At 69.1% G+C, this 14,425-nt stretch carries 14 protein-coding genes; 7 read left to right on the top strand and 7 right to left on the bottom strand.

What is annotated here, in order from left to right; all coding sequences use genetic code 11:
- Positions 1–144 precede the first annotated feature (144 nt).
- Positions 145–702 (top strand): YceI family protein, encoded by a 558-nt coding sequence (locus ACH413_RS18165; RefSeq protein WP_360034849.1) that lies wholly within the window; start codon positions 145–147, stop codon positions 700–702.
- Here ACH413_RS18165 and ACH413_RS18160 read toward each other — a convergent pair.
- Positions 689–1,492, bottom strand: a complete 804-nt coding sequence (locus tag ACH413_RS18160; protein WP_360034852.1) for a universal stress protein — start codon at positions 1,490–1,492, stop codon at positions 689–691. The genes ACH413_RS18165 and ACH413_RS18160 overlap by 14 nt on opposite strands.
- 99 nt (positions 1,493–1,591) lie before the next feature.
- Here ACH413_RS18160 and ACH413_RS18155 point away from each other — a divergent pair, with 99 nt between their 5' ends.
- On the top strand, positions 1,592–2,242 hold the full coding sequence (locus ACH413_RS18155) for a response regulator transcription factor (protein WP_360034855.1): 651 nt from the start codon (positions 1,592–1,594) through the stop codon (positions 2,240–2,242).
- Here the strand turns inward: ACH413_RS18155 and ACH413_RS18150 are convergent.
- Positions 2,239–3,804, bottom strand: coding sequence for a GAF domain-containing protein (locus ACH413_RS18150; protein WP_360035137.1), 1,566 nt, complete (start codon positions 3,802–3,804; stop codon positions 2,239–2,241). The two genes, ACH413_RS18155 and ACH413_RS18150, sit on opposite strands and share 4 nt — an antisense overlap.
- Positions 3,805–3,961: 157 nt before the next feature.
- On the opposite strand from ACH413_RS18150, the gene ACH413_RS18145 reads away from it, so the two are divergent.
- Positions 3,962–4,612 (top strand): hypothetical protein, encoded by a 651-nt coding sequence (locus tag ACH413_RS18145; protein WP_360034858.1) that lies wholly within the window; start codon positions 3,962–3,964, stop codon positions 4,610–4,612.
- 20 nt (positions 4,613–4,632) lie between these two features.
- Here ACH413_RS18145 and ACH413_RS18140 read toward each other — a convergent pair whose 3' ends face one another.
- The 3 genes from ACH413_RS18140 to ACH413_RS18130 form a co-directional block, all read right to left on the bottom strand.
- Positions 4,633–5,307, bottom strand: a complete 675-nt coding sequence (locus ACH413_RS18140; protein ID WP_360034861.1) for a family 16 glycoside hydrolase — start codon at positions 5,305–5,307, stop codon at positions 4,633–4,635.
- Positions 5,308–5,430: 123 nt separating this feature from the next.
- Positions 5,431–6,588 (bottom strand): hypothetical protein, encoded by a 1,158-nt coding sequence (locus tag ACH413_RS18135; protein WP_360034864.1) that lies wholly within the window; start codon positions 6,586–6,588, stop codon positions 5,431–5,433.
- 83 nt (positions 6,589–6,671) lie between these two features.
- Positions 6,672–7,235 (bottom strand): CGNR zinc finger domain-containing protein, encoded by a 564-nt coding sequence (locus ACH413_RS18130; RefSeq protein ID WP_396425016.1) that lies wholly within the window; start codon positions 7,233–7,235, stop codon positions 6,672–6,674.
- A gap of 81 nt (positions 7,236–7,316) precedes the next feature.
- On the opposite strand from ACH413_RS18130, the gene ACH413_RS18125 reads away from it, so the two are divergent.
- Positions 7,317–7,751: a nuclear transport factor 2 family protein gene (locus tag ACH413_RS18125; protein WP_360034870.1), complete on the top strand. Its 435-nt coding sequence runs from the start codon at positions 7,317–7,319 to the stop codon at positions 7,749–7,751.
- 5 nt (positions 7,752–7,756) lie between these two features.
- On the top strand, positions 7,757–8,437 hold the full coding sequence (locus ACH413_RS18120) for an MOSC domain-containing protein (RefSeq protein WP_360034872.1): 681 nt from the start codon (positions 7,757–7,759) through the stop codon (positions 8,435–8,437).
- On the opposite strand, the gene icmF is transcribed toward ACH413_RS18120, so the two are convergent.
- Positions 8,434–11,640 (bottom strand): fused isobutyryl-CoA mutase/GTPase IcmF, encoded by a 3,207-nt coding sequence (gene icmF / locus ACH413_RS18115; RefSeq protein WP_360034875.1) that lies wholly within the window; start codon positions 11,638–11,640, stop codon positions 8,434–8,436. The genes ACH413_RS18120 and icmF overlap by 4 nt on opposite strands.
- A 138-nt stretch (positions 11,641–11,778) precedes the next feature.
- On the opposite strand from icmF, the gene ACH413_RS18110 reads away from it, so the two are divergent.
- Entirely contained in the window at positions 11,779–12,120 is a 342-nt protein-coding gene (locus ACH413_RS18110) for a DUF1801 domain-containing protein (RefSeq protein ID WP_360034878.1), read from the top strand.
- Here ACH413_RS18110 and ACH413_RS18105 read toward each other — a convergent pair.
- A complete protein-coding gene (locus tag ACH413_RS18105; protein WP_360034881.1) occupies positions 12,117–13,373 on the bottom strand; it encodes a LuxR C-terminal-related transcriptional regulator in 1,257 nt (418 codons plus the stop codon). The genes ACH413_RS18110 and ACH413_RS18105 overlap by 4 nt on opposite strands.
- Before the next feature lie 139 nt (positions 13,374–13,512).
- On the opposite strand from ACH413_RS18105, the gene ACH413_RS18100 reads away from it, so the two are divergent.
- Positions 13,513–14,412: an NADP-dependent oxidoreductase gene (locus tag ACH413_RS18100; RefSeq protein WP_360034884.1), complete on the top strand. Its 900-nt coding sequence runs from the start codon at positions 13,513–13,515 to the stop codon at positions 14,410–14,412.
- The last annotated feature ends 13 nt before the right edge of the window (positions 14,413–14,425 follow it).

Here is a 14,425-nt window from a genome sequence, read left to right as displayed (position 1 = left end):
ACGTAGGCACGCCACGCCCGCTGCTGCTCAGGTTCCAACCATCGTGTCACTGGTTCAGCATACGGGAATAGTTGACACATCATCCACGTTCCGGCAGGGTGAGTGACACTTCAACCAAATCGAGCAACCGAAGGACTTGACACCATGACCACCGCCACCAACCTCTCCGAACTGACCGGCGACTACGTCATCGACGGCTCGCACTCCCGCATCGGCTTCGTCGCACGCCACGCGATGGTCACCAAGGTTCGTGGTGCGTTCAACGAGTTCGACGGCAAGATCTCCATCGACGGCGACAAGCCCGAGAACACCACCGCCGCGGTGACGCTGAAGGTCGCGAGCATCGACACCCGCAACGCGCAGCGCGACGGTCACCTGACCACCAACGACTTCCTCGACGTCGAGACCCACCCGGAGATCACGTTCGTCTCGACCTCCGCGAAGCAGATCGACGACGACAACTTCGAGATCACCGGTGACCTGACCATCAAGGGCATCACCAAGAGCATCACGATCCCGTTCGCCTTCGAGGGCGTGGCCATCGACCCGTACGGCCAGACCCGCGTGGGCTTCGAGGGCTCGCACACCATCAACCGCAAGGACTACGGCGTGACCTGGAACGCCGCGCTCGAGACCGGCGGCGTGCTGGTCAGCGAGAAGGTCGTCCTCGAGTTCGAGATCTCCGCCGTCAAGCAGGCCTGACGACGGCCACCGGGCACGGGGCGTGGTAGATCAGGGCCTGCGAGGTAGATCCGAGCAGCATCCCGGCGAATCCACCACGCCCCCGGGACCCGACGACGAGCAGCCCGGCCCGTTGCCCCAGCTCCAGCAGCAACGGGATCGGCCGCTCCCCCACCACCAGTTGGTCCACCGCGACGTCCGGGTACTTCTCCAGCCACCCGGACATGCGCGTGTTCAGCAGCGACGACTGCTCGTCGACGTGCGCCATCGCCGCGACCAGCGACACCCCGGACGCCGCCGCCTCCTCGAACCCGAAGCCGATGGCCGGGTCCGACTCGGGCGAGAGATCGACACCCACCACCACGGGCCCGTCGTGCTGCTGTGCTCGATTCTTTGGCCACCTCACCACCACCACGGGACACTCACCGTGAATCGACAGCGCCACGGCCGTTGAGCCGATCAGCGCTCCGGTGAACCCGCCCAGCCCGTGCGATCCCACCACCACCTCGCGTGCGCGTGCAGACTCCGCGATCAACACGGGCGTGGGGTGTTCCATGCGCAGGTCGTGCTCCACGGACACGTCAGGTGCTTCTGCCCGTGCGACGGCAACGGCCTGAGAAAGCCACATTCGTCCCTGGTCGTACATGGCCGACCGCAGGTCACGCGCCGATGAGATGACTTCGGGATACCCGCGCGTCGGCAACGTGTACGCGTGCACCAACCGCAACGGCGCACCGTGATGCGCACACGACCGAGCGGCCCATGCCACCGCGGCGAGCGCGGACGAGGAACCATCGACTCCGACGACCACGGGAAGTCTGCTCGTGATCCCAAAGTAGGCCCGATCGTCGCAGTGAGCCGCGTGCCGTTGGTCCCCTCGTGGCAGGGTCTTTGGGCTACCGTGGCCCTCATGGCGACGCGTGTTTTCCTCGTCGACGACCACGAGATCGTCCGGCGTGGCATAGCGGACCTGCTCGGCGAGGAGTCCGATCTGGTCGTGGTCGGTGACGCCGCGTCGGTCACGGAGGCCCTGGCCAAGGTGCCGGGCGCCCAGGCCGACGTGGCGGTGCTCGACATCCGGCTCCCGGACGGCAACGGCATCGAACTGTGCCGCGAACTCCGCAGCCGGATCCCCGGCCTGCAGTGCCTGATGCTGACGAGCTTCGCGGACGACGAGGCCCTCTTCGACGCGATCATGGCCGGCGCCTCCGGCTTCGTGCTGAAGCAGATCCTGGGCGCCGACCTGGTCAACGCGGTCCGCACGGTCGCGGCGGGACAGTCCCTTCTGGACGCCCGCACGACTTCCGCGCTACTCAACCGGATCCGCCGCGAACGCGAGGAGGGCGACCCGCTGCGCATGCTCAGCGAGCAGGAGCGCACGGTCCTCGACCTGATCGGCGAAGGCCTGACGAACCGGCAGATCGCCGAGCGCATGTTCCTGGCCGAGAAGACCGTCAAGAACTACGTCTCGCACCTGCTGGCGAAGCTCGGCATGCAGCGCCGCACGCAGGCCGCCGTCTTCGCGTCGCAGTTCCGCAAGGACGTCGAGAAGCCGCACTAGCCCAGGGGAACGCGCCACACCAGGCAGGCGCCGCCGCCCTCCGGCTCCCGCACCTCCAGCGACCCGCCGAACTTGGCCGCGCGGTGGGTGAGGTTGCGCAGCCCGCTGCGGGCGGCGTCGGCCGGAACGCCCACTCCGTTGTCCTGCACGGTGATCACGACGTCGTCGCCGGCGTCGATGAGCACCGTCAGCTCGGTCGCGGACGCGTGCCGGACGCAGTTCGTCACGGCCTCGCGCACCACGGCCTCGACGTGTTCGGCGAGTTCGGGTGGCACGGAGTTGTCCACGGTGCCGGACATGCGGACGGACGGCTTGAGGTCCGTCGCCTCGGTCAGGCCCGCGACGAGGTCGAGGAGCCTGCGCCGCAACGACGTGTTGTCCGTCGAGTGCAGGTCGAAGATGGACGTGCGGATCTCGCGGACCGTCTCGTCCAACTGCTCGACGGCGGTCCGCAGGCGGGCGGCCACGTCGGGTTCGGTGATGCGGCGCATGGTGGCCTGCAGGGTGAGGCCGGTGACGAACAGCCGCTGGATCACGTGGTCGTGCAGGTCGCGGGCGATGCGGTCGCGGTCCTCCAGGACGTCGAGCAGGCGTTGTGAGCGTTGCTGCTCGGCGAACTCCAGGGCGACGGCCGCCTGGTCGGCGAACGACGCCAGCATCGGCACCTGGTCGGGCAGGAACCGCGTCTCACCGCAGCGGCGCAGCACGACCAGGGCTCCGGTGACGCCCATCTCGGACCGCAACGGCACGGCGAGGGCAGGACCGAAAGTCGTGCCGAGGTCGTCCACCAGCAGCGGGACGCCGGAGCGGACCACCTCGTCGACGGCGTAGTCGGAGGCGGTGAAGTTCTCGATCTTCACGCCCGCGCTCGCGGCGACGGACAGCGGCGTGTGGTCTCCGTCGCCGAGCACGACCAGGGCGGAGTCGGCGCCGGCCAGTTCGACGGTGCGCTGGGTGATCAGGCGCAGCGCGTACTCGCCGGACGCGCCGCCCAGCAGTTCGGAGTTGACCTCGCCGATCGCCTCGAGCCACCGCTCGCGCATGCGGGAGCGTTCGAACAGCCGGGCGTTCTCGATCGCGATGCCGGCCGCCGCGGCCAGGGCCTGCAACACGGCCTCGTCGTCGGCGGTGAACTCGGCGCCGTCGATCTTCTCGGTCATGTACAGGTTGCCGAACACCTCGTCGCGCACGCGTACGGGCACGCCCAGGAAGCTGTGCATCGGCGGGTGGTTGGGCGGGAAGCCGACGGACATCTCGTGCTGCGCGAGGTCGCTCAGGCGCAGCGGCGTCGGGTCCTTGATGAGCAACCCGAGCAGGCCCTTGCCCTCGGGCAGGTGGCCCATGGACGCGCGCGTCACCTCGTCCACGCCGACGTGCATGAACTCGGACAGGTCGTCACGGGTGCCGAGCACGCCCAGCGCGCCGTAGCGGGCGCCCACCAGGTCGGCGGCGGCCTGGACGATGCGCAGCAACGTCGGCTTGAGCTCCAGACCCGACGCGACGGCGAGCATGGCGCCGAGGAGCTCCTGCATCTGGTCGCGGGTGGTCACGATCTCGTCCATGCGGTCTCGGACCTCGTCGAGCAGCTCGTCGAGGTCGCGGCGACCAGGCACGTCAGGCACGCCGCCTAGATTCGCACATTTTCCGACGTCTCACGGCCCTAGTAAGAGGGGACCTTCGACTGTGGTCGATCTACGTCTCCGGCCGGAGAGTGAGCACATGACCATCGCACTGCCCGGCTCACTAGGACTCGTGGGTGAGGACGTGCGTGCCGTCCTGGCACTCGCGAGGGCCTCGGTCTCGGGGGTGCGGTTCGAGGTGCGGCCCGAGCAGATCGAGCTGCACACCTCCACTCCGCACGGCCGGGAGACGCGCGTCGCCTGCGGAGTCGCGCTGCTCAACGTCCGGCTGGCACTGCAGGGGCACGGCATCCGTCCACTGGTGACGTTGCTGCCGGGGCCGAGCGCGCACGACGCGGCCGCGGCCATCCGGCTCGGCGGGTACCAGGAAGCAAGTCCGGACGTGCTGGCGTTGCTGCACTCCCTGCGCACGAACCGTCGCGCGTGGACGGCGTTCCCCGAGCTGGCCTCCTGGCGCGGGCTGTTGTCGCGGGCGGCCGAGGTGGAACGGGCGTGGCTGCACGTGCGCAGCGGGACCGAGCTGGTGCTGTGCACGTTCAACCAGGGGGCGGCGGCGGAAATCCGTGCGGGACAGGCGATGCAGCGCGTGATCCTGACGGCGGGGACGATGGGGTTCGACGTCTCCCCCGCACTCGACCCGGTGGACCTGGCCGCGTTGCGCGCGGACCTGCGCCCACTCCTCGGCAGCACGTTGGTGCCGCAGATGGTGCTGCGGCTGGGCGCGCGGTAGACGCGCCCAGCGGCACGTGATCAGGTCGTGAGGAACTTCGTCGGGTCGGCCACGGGTGACTCGACGACGAGGTCCTTGTACTCGTCCTCGATGCCCTTGTTGTGGATCTGGATGGCCAGCGGGGCTTCGCGGCCCGCGGGTTCCTTCTTGTCCTCGAACTTCAGCACTTCCTGCGCCTTGCACTTCGCCGCGCCGTCGGGCAGCGGGCAGCACGCCATGCGCGCGATTCCGGTGTCACCGTCGGCGAGGATCTCGCACTGCGCCCACTTCTTCACGTCCCAGCTCGGGTGCGGGTACTTCGTGAACAGCTTGCCGCCGCCGTTGTTGTGGCCTGGGCGGTAGTCCCACGCGCCACCGTTGGGCGGCTGGAACTGGATGGCGCCCAGGCCGTTCAGGGCAGGGGTCGCGATCTTGCCCCAGATCAGCACGGTCGGCTTGTGGTCGCCGGAGACCTGGCGGAGCTTGAAGATCCAGCGGAAGCTCTTGTACTGCTGCTTGTTGTAGTAGATCCAGCCGCGCGAGGCGTTCTTCTGGCTGTGGATCGCGCCGTTCTTCACGACGAACGCGTCCTTGGCGTGCATGGTCCAGCCGTCGAGCGTCCTGCCGTCGAAAACCGGTACCAGCACGGGATCCGCGGCCTGCGCCGGCGTCGTGCCCGCCACCAGTGCCAGCACGAAGGCAGCGACTATCCACAATGGACGACGAAACATTTGCTACCGTCCTCGGCTCCGAGGGATTTCGGCAGCGACGGTGACCCCACCGTAGAACCGAGACATCGGAGCAGTCAACGGAAACGCGTGTTTCTGAAAACGGACAAACTAACGCGTCATCACCGCCTTCCAGAGCAACCGAGCCAGTTCCGGATGACAGATGTCGTTGTGCGCACCGGCGATTCCGTCGATGCGGCGGATCACCGACGTGCAGTCGACGTTGTGCACCTGCCCGCGCTGCAGCTCGCCGGGAGATCCGATGTTGTGGCCGTGGGCGTAGGTGCCCTGCACGCCGTGCGAACCGAGGCCGCCGTACTTCGGGTACTCGTCCAGGTCGACCTGGCGGCCCGATCGCGCGGCCAGCGGGTAGAACCTGCCGATCGCGTAGTCGTTCGACGACGTGGTGACGATGATCGGCCCGGGCACCCGCCCGAGCACGCCGCGGAAGTAGCCGGAGCCGGGTTCGCCGGGCAGCCGTTCGGCGAACGACCACAGCGACATCGCGCCCTGTACCAGGGTCAGCGTCGCGGCGGGCACCACGTTCGCCATGGCGGTCGCGGTGATGCAGCCGAAGCTGTGGCCCATCAGGTGGACGCGCGCGTTCGGGGCGGCCTGGGCGACCTCGCGGGCGATCCTCGCGGCGCCGCTCTCGCCGAACACCTTGGCCCGGCGCTTCATCTTCCAGAACGTCAGGATCCGCAACGGCGACAGGATCCCGCCCAGCGCCGGATCCTCCAGGCACGCCCGGTAGAGCTGCTCGGCGTCGAACGCCATCCCGTCCTCGCCCGGCAGGTCCGGAACCGAGCTCTCCAGGTAGTCGTAGGCCTGCTTGACCGCACCCGACATGCGGCACGGGTGTTGCCGCGCGGCCTCGACGATCGTGCGCACCGCGGCCGTACGTCCGGCACCGCCGCCGAGACGCTGGGCCTGGGCCTTGATGAACTCGTCCGACCGCACGTCCTCGTCGCCCCACGCCTTCGACGGCCAGTGCAGGCCGACGAGCAGGGACTTGAAACCGCCCGGAAGCCCATGCGCCGCTTCACGTTCGGCGCGGCAGTCGGCCATCGTCGCGACCCACCGCCCGTACTGTTCGCGGGCGGCCGGCACGTCGCCGTTCCACCCGTGGATGAAGAAGAAGACGTCGGTGACACCGCGGCGGGCGTCGTACAGGACGTCCGCGCTGTCGCGCCCCCGCTCGTTGCCGGTCTCGTCGAAGCAGACGAGGTGATAGCTGATGTCGTGACCTGGCACGGATTCTCGGGACATCGCGGATCACCACCACACACAAAGCGCGCCCAACTGTTGTCCGTTTAATCGGAACTGAGGCGGCTCATGTTTACCCCCGCTGATCAGGAAAACCCGTTCGGACCAGGGGATTCACCCCGATTGCGCCGGTAGTGGCGGGCCGCGCGGACCCTGTTGCCGCACGACGGCGAGCACCATTCACGGCGCGGATGGTCCTTCACGAAGTACAGCACGCAGCCCGGCGCATAACAGGCGCGCAACAGAAGCCGCTCCTCGCCGGTGAACAGCTCCACGGCCTCCGCGGCGATCGACGCGCGCTCACGATCCGCGAGCGAGCCCTCACTTTCGTTGAGCCGCAACAGTTCCCCGTCTCGCACAGCCAGCTGCGGCCACTGGTGCGCACTGCGCGCCGCACGGTTGACCTCACCCACGGCCCGTTCGAGGTCACGATCCTGCGCGACCGGACGCGTGTCCTCGGTGAGCACGCCCGCGAGGTCCCGCAACGCCTGCCGCAACGCGCGGAACGCCGTCAGGTCGGCCTGATCCGCCGGCACGCCCAGAAAATCGCGGAGCCCACCGACAGTCGTCAGGTCGTCGTGCACCTGCGACCGATTGGCCCAGACGGTGTTCATCAGCAGGACCGGACGGGGTTCGTCGGGGGTCAGCACGTCTAACGGTAACACAGGCTTGCATCCGTTAGAATCTCGTTCTAACGTTTGCAGCGTCGCCCAACCGTTGGAAGGACCGTCGTGAAACTCGTCCCCCCGTTCGACGCCGAGACCGCCCGGCTCAAGGTGCAGGCGGCCCAGGACGCCTGGAACACGAAGGACCCACAACGCGTCGCCGGCGCGTACACGCCCGACTCGGTGTGGCGCAACAGGTCCGACTTCGTCCGCGGCACCGACGAGATCGTCGCGTTCCTGACGAGGAAGTGGGAGCGCGAACACGAGTACGTGCTGCGCAAGTCGCTGTGGGCGTTCGGCGACGACCGCATCGCCGTGCGCTTCCAGTACGAGTGGCACGACGACGAGGGCCAGTGGTGGCGCAGCTACGGCAACGAGAACTGGGAGTTCGCCGAGTCGGGCCTGATGTCGCGGCGCGAGGCGAGCATCAACGACGTGAAGATCGCCGAAGCCGACCGCCGCATCGACCCGAACTCGACCTACGAGATCCCGCAGGAGTGAGGAACGTGCACGTCAAGGCACTGTGGCGCTTCCCGGTGAAGTCTCTGGGCGGCGAGGAACTGGACCAGGCCACGTTCACTCCGGACGGTGTGGAGGGCGACCGGCTGGTGCACGTGCAGGGCCCGCGCGGCGTGCTGACCGGACGCACGCGGTACGGACTGCTCACCATCCCGGCCACCACCGGCCCGGACGGCCCGCTGGTCGACGGACACCCGTGGGACAGCTGGCAGGCTCACGAGAAGGTGCTCCCCTTCGGCGGCAGGCTGACCCGCTACTCCGGGCCGGAGCGCTTCGACGTGCTCAACGTCCTCGTGGCCACGGACGGCCAGGTCGAGGCCGCGGGCGTGGACGTGCGGCGGCTGCGGCCCAACATCCTCATCGGCGGCGTCGAGGCCGGCGAGGAGGACGGCTGGCCGGGGCACGCGCTGGTGGCCGGCGACGTGGTGATCGGGATGTACCAGAAGCGCGCCCGGTGCGTGGTCACGACGATCGACCCCGACACCGGCGCTCAGGACCTCGACGTGCACCGGCGCATCCGGCACGAGTTCGGCGGCGTGCTGTGCCTGGACAGCTGGGTGATCCGGCCGGGCGTGGTCACCGTCGGCGACCCGGTGGAGCTGGTGCCGACCGACGAGCTCCCCGACCACATCGGCGGGTGGATCGTCGGCCGGCCCTACGCCGTCTAGATGTTGCGGCGGTACTGCCCACCCACCTCGAAGAACGCCTCGGTGATCTGACCCAGCGTGCAGACGCGGGCGGCGTCCATCAGCACGGCGAACACGTTCTCGTTCGTCTGCGCCACTTCACGCAGGCGGGCCAGCGCCTTCTGGGCCTCGTCGCGGTGCGCCGCCTGGTAGGCACGGGTGCGGTCGACCTGCGACTCCTTCTCCTCCTCGGTGGCGCGCGCGAGCTCGATCTTCACGACCTCGCGCGTGCCGTCCTCCGGCAGGAAGGTGTTGACGCCGATCAACGGCAGCGAGCCGTCGTGCTTGCGCTGTTCGTAGAGCATCGACTGGTCCTGGATGCGGCCGCGCTGGTAGCCGGTCTCCATCGCGCCGAGCACGCCGCCGCGTTCGGAGATGCGGTCGAACTCCAGCAGCACGGCCTCTTCGACGAGGTCGGTCAGCTCGTCGATGACGAACGAGCCCTGCAGCGGGTTCTCGTTGGCGGAGAGGCCCCACTCCTTGTTGATGATCATCTGGATGGCCATCGCGCGGCGGACGGACGACTCCGTGGGAGTGGTGATCGCCTCGTCGTAGGCGTTGGTGTGCAAGGAGTTGCAGTTGTCGTAGAGCGCGCACAACGCCTGCAGCGTCGTGCGGATGTCGTTGAAGTCCATCTCCTGCGCGTGCAGCGAACGGCCGGACGTCTGCACGTGGTACTTGAACTTCTGCGAACGCTCCGCGGCGCCGTAGCGGTCGCGCATGGCCACGGCCCAGATCCGCCGGGCCACGCGGCCGATGACGCTGTACTCGGCGTCCATGCCGTTGGAGAAGAAGAAGCTCAGGTTCGGCGCGAAGTCGTCGATGTTCATGCCGCGCGCCAGGTACGACTCGACGTAGGTGAAGCCGTTGGCGAGCGTGAAAGCCAGCTGCGAGATGGGGTTCGCCCCGGCCTCGGCGATGTGGTAGCCCGAGATCGACACCGAGTAGAAGTTGCGGACCTGCTGCTGGATGAACCACTCCTGGATGTCCGCCATCATGCGCAGCGAGAACTCCGTGGAGAAGATGCAGGTGTTCTGGCCCTGGTCCTCCTTGAGGATGTCGGCCTGAACGGTGCCGCGGACGTTGGCCAGCGCGGAGGCCCTGACCTTCGCGTACTCCTCGGCGTTCGGCTCACGGCCTTCCGCGTCCCTGAACTTCCCGACCTCCTGGTCGATCACGGTGTTCAGGAAGTAGGCGAGGATCGTCGGCGCCGGGCCGTTGATCGTCATCGACACGGACGTCGTCGGCGCCACGAGGTCGAAGCCGTCGTACAGGGCCTTCATGTCGTCGAGCGACGCGATCGAGACGCCGGAGGTGCCGATCTTGCCGTAGACGTCCGGCGGGGTGTCGGGGTCGCGGCCGTAGAGCGTCACCGAGTCGAACGCCGTCGACAGGCGCGTGGCCGGGTTGCCCTTCGACAGGTACTTGAAGCGGCGGTTGGTGCGGAACGCGTCGCCCTCGCCAGCGAACATGCGGGCCGGGTCCTCGCCCTCGCGCTTGAACGGGAAGACCCCCGCCGTGTACGGGAAGAAGCCCGGCAGGTTCTCCTTGCGCAGGAACCGCAGCAGCGAGCCCTCGTCGTCGTAGCGCGGCAGACTGACCCGGCGGACCTGGTTGCCGGACAACGTCTCCCGCGTCAGCCTGGTGTGGATCTCCTTGTCCCGCACCTTGAACACGAGCTCGTCGCCGGAGTACTGCTCCACCGTCGCCGGCCACGCCTGGAGCAGGTCCGCGGTGTCGCGGTCGACCTTGCGCTCGGCGGCGTCGGCGAGCTCGGCGATGTCCGTGACGCCCTTGCCGGCGGACTCCAAGGCCTTCTGCGCGGCGGAGAGCTGGATGTGCGTGCGCACCGCACCGACCTGTTCGTCGGTCTTGCGGTGGTAGCCGCGCACGGTGTCCGCGATGTCGGAGAGGTAGCGCGCACGAGAGGCGGGCACGACCGTGGACGCCGAAGTCGACGTCTTGCCGTTGACCGTCGTGAGAGAGCCTTCTTCCACGGCAAGACCGTGCTCCACCAGTCCGTCACGCAGGAACTGGTAGAGCGCCGTCACGCCGTCGTCGTTGAACGTCGCGGCGGACGTGCCGTAGACCGGCATCTCCTCCCACTTGACGCCGAACGCCTCGCGGTTGCGCACCATCTGCCGTGCGACGTCACGGCGTGCGTCCTCAGCACCGCGGCGCTCGAACTTGTTGATCGCCACGGCGTCCGCGTAGTCCAGCATGTCGATCTTCTCGAGCTGGGACGCGGCACCGAACTCCGGCGTCATCACGTACAGCGAGAAGTCGACGAACGGCACGATGGCCGCGTCGCCCTGACCGATACCGGGCGTCTCGACGATGACCAGGTCCGCACCGGACGCCTTGCACGCCACGATGGCCTGCTCCAGGCCATCCGGGATCTCGCTGCCCGCACGGCGCGTGGCCAGCGAGCGGAAGAACACGCGGTCGCCGTCGAGGCAGTTCATCCGGATGCGGTCGCCGAGTAGCGCGCCACCACCACGGCGGCGCGTCGGGTCGACGGCGAGCACGGCGATGCGCAGCTTGTCCTGCTGGTCGAGCCGGAAGCGGCGCACGAGCTCGTCGGTCAGCGACGACTTGCCGGAGCCACCGGTTCCGGTGATGCCGAGAACCGGCACCTTGTGGGTGGTCTCGAGAACGTCAGCGGTGCCGGCCTCGATGTGCGTGATCGCGCGCGCCAGGGCCTCGTCCGCCCCCGTCAGCAGCGCGTCGTGGCTGAACGGCTCGGTGAGCGCGTGGTCGCACTCCTCGATCATCAGGTTGATCATCCGCGCGAGGCCGAGCGTCTGCCCGTCCTGCGGCGAGAAGATCCGCGCGACCCCGCGCGAGTGCAGCAGCTCGATCTCCTCGGGGACGATGACGCCGCCACCGCCGCCGTAGACCCTGATGTGCCCGGCGCCGCGTTCGCGCAGGAGTTCGACCAGGTAGGAGAAGTACTCGACGTGCCCGCCCTGGTACGCGCTGATGGCGATGCCCTGCGCGTCCTCCTGGATCGCCGCGTTGACGACCTCCACCACCGACCGGTTGTGCCCGAGGTGGATGACCTCCGCACCCTGCGCCTGCAGGATCCTCCGCATGATGTTGATAGCCGCGTCGTGGCCGTCGAACAGGCTGGACGCGGTCACAAAGCGCACCGGGTTCGCCGGCTTGTGCAGAGTGGTCGCCATGAGAATAGTTTGACTTCCTACTATTGGACGTGCAACTGAGCGTGGTCCAGGTCTCTGTATCGAGCAGGAAACCGACATGATCCAGGCATCTGCCACAGGTTCGCTCGCGGAGCACTTCGCCCAGGTAGCGTGCGCGGCATGGCCGACGTGGACGACTACTTCGCCTCGCTCGACGCCCCGATGCGGGCCGCGTTCGAACGGGTCAGGGCGCTCGCGGAGGAGCTGGCGCCGGGCGCGGAGCAGGGCCTGAGCTACGGCCTGGCCGCGCTGCGGTACAAGGGCAAGCCGCTGCTCGGCTTCAAGGCGGCCAAGGACCACCTGGCCGTGTTCCCGTTCAGCCCGGCCGCCGTGGACGTGGTGCGCGAGCGCCTGACCGGCTACTCGCTCTCGAAGGGCACGATCCGGTTCACGACGGACATGCCGCTGCCCGACGACGTGGTGCGCGACCTGATCCGGCAGCGCCTGGGCGAGATCGGCTAACGCGCCGTCGCGCCCCACTCGTGGGCCAGCGCGGCCGCCTCACCACGGGAGCCGACGCCCAGCTTCTCCAGGATCTTCGCCACGTGGAACTTCACCGTGGACTCGCTGATGTGCAGGTCACCGGCGATGTCGCGGTTGCGGCGGCCGCGGGCGAGCTGCCCCAGCACCTCCAGTTCCCGCGTGCCCAGCACCGTCAGCGGGTCCTCACGGGGAGACTCCGGCGGCCCGAGCGGCACCTCGATCGTCACGGTCGAGCCCCATCCCGGCACCGCGTCGACCTCCACCACGCCGCCGATCGGCCCGAGCCGTTCGGCGACCCGGCGGGTGTCGAGACTGCCGCAGGACAGGGTGCCGGGGCCGTCGTCCCGGACGGTCGCGCGCAGCACCGCCCCGACGATCTTCCAGCCGATGTGGATCCGGCTCACTCCCCGCTGGTCGTCCAGCATCGCGTGCACGGAGGACCGGACGACCGCGGCGGCCGTGGAGGCGATGTCGGTCGGCAGGACGCGGTCCGCGCCTTCCTCCGCGCCGGGCGTGCCCAGGTCCAGCCGCACGTCCCGGCCGCGCAGGACCCGGCGCAGCGACTCGGCGAGCCGTTCGAAGGCGTCCCCGGCCCGTTCCTCGGTCTGCGCCCGGTCGAGGTCGGCACGCGCCCGCAGTTCGACCAGCGAGGTGACGGCCAGGTCGACGGCACGCGCACGAGCGGGTGCGTCGTCCACGTCGCGGTCACGCAGCACGCCGAGCAACGCGGTCAACGCGGCCCCGTACGCGTCGCCCAGATCGGAGATGGTCACGGCACGCGCCGCGGCGGCCGCGCGCGACACGGCGAGCGTCGCGGGCACCGCCTCGTTGCGCAGGGCCTCCATGTGCGCCGTCACGACGTCCCACAGCGCGTTGGCCGACGCCAGCACCACCTCGGACACCGGGGGCTCGTCGGTGCGCAGCAGCACCAGCAGCGCGCTCGGCGCGGAGAAGGCGCTGACGAGCACCACCACCGGGATCTCGACGCCGGCCAGGACCGCACGGCCCTGCCACGCTCCCCTGTCCCCCACCAGCGATCGCAACGCCGCGATGTCGGCGATCGTGACCGACGGCCCCGGTGACTCGCCGCGGAACTTGAACGGCGCGAACGAGCAGTTGGACAGCTCGGAGATCGCCCGGTGGGGAATGGCCTCGGCGAACGCCGCCGACAGCTGCGACAGCGTCTCGCTCAACGGCGCCTGGATCACCTGGGCGGCCTTCGACAGGTCCATGACTTCCAGGGTAGTCCGCCCGAAGGAGTGACCGACTGGCCTTTCGACTAGCCGGAACTAGCCGAAGTACGGGGGCAGGCCGGTCCGGACGACGCTAGTGTTGACATGTCAACCAAACGACGCACCTCTGGAGCAAGACATGAAGGCGATCACCTACACCACGTTCGGCGGCCCGGAAGTGCTGAACCTGACCGACGTCGAGGAGCCGCACGCCGGACCGGGACAGGTGCGGCTGAAGGTGGTGGCCGCGGCCGTCAACCCGCTGGACTCCAAGATCCGCAACGGCTGGATGCCCCCGGAGATGACGCCTCCCTTCCCCGTCACTCCCGGCCTGGAGGCCGCCGGGGTCGTCGACGAGATCGGCGAGGGCGTCACCGGTGTCTCCGTGGGCGACGAGGTCCTGGGCTGGGCGAGTGGTGCCTACGCCGAGTACGCCGTGGCCGGCGACTTCGCCCCCAAGCCCGCGAACCTCGACTGGGACACCGCCGCCGCGTTGCCCGTGGCCGTCGAGACCTCGGTCCGCGTGCTCGACCTCCTGAAGGTCGAGGCGGGTGACACCGTGCTCCTACACGGGGCGGCCGGCGTCGTCGGCGCGGTCGCGGTCCAGCTCGCGGTGGCCCGCGGCGCCACGGTCATCGGCACCGCCTCGCCGCGCAACCACGACTACCTGCGGTCCCTCGGCGCCCTCCCAGTGGCCTACGGGGACGGGCTCCGCGACCGCGTCCGCGCCGCCGCGCCGAACGGGGTCGACGCCGTGTTCGACGCCGCCGGAGCGGGCGACCTGCCGTTGTCGATCGAACTGCGCGGCGGAACCGACCGGATCGTCACCATCGCCGATCCCGCCGCCGCCGAACTGGGCGTCACGTTCTCCGGCGGCGGTGGCCCGTTCGGCGCTCGGCTCGCCGAGTACGCCCAGCAGGTCGCCGACGGCAAGCTCACCGTGCGGGTCGCGCAGAGCCTGCCGCTGGCCGACGCGGGCAAGGCGCAGGAGCTCAGCGCGACCGGTCACGCGGAGGGCAAGGTCCTGCTGCGCCCGTGAGGTAATGATTGAC

The organism is Lentzea sp. NPDC020367 (assembly GCF_044387305.1).
Lineage (GTDB): Bacteria > Actinomycetota > Actinomycetes > Mycobacteriales > Pseudonocardiaceae > Lentzea.
The sequence above is the reverse complement of the archived record's forward strand: the minus strand, read 5'-3'. Positions and strand labels throughout refer to the sequence as shown.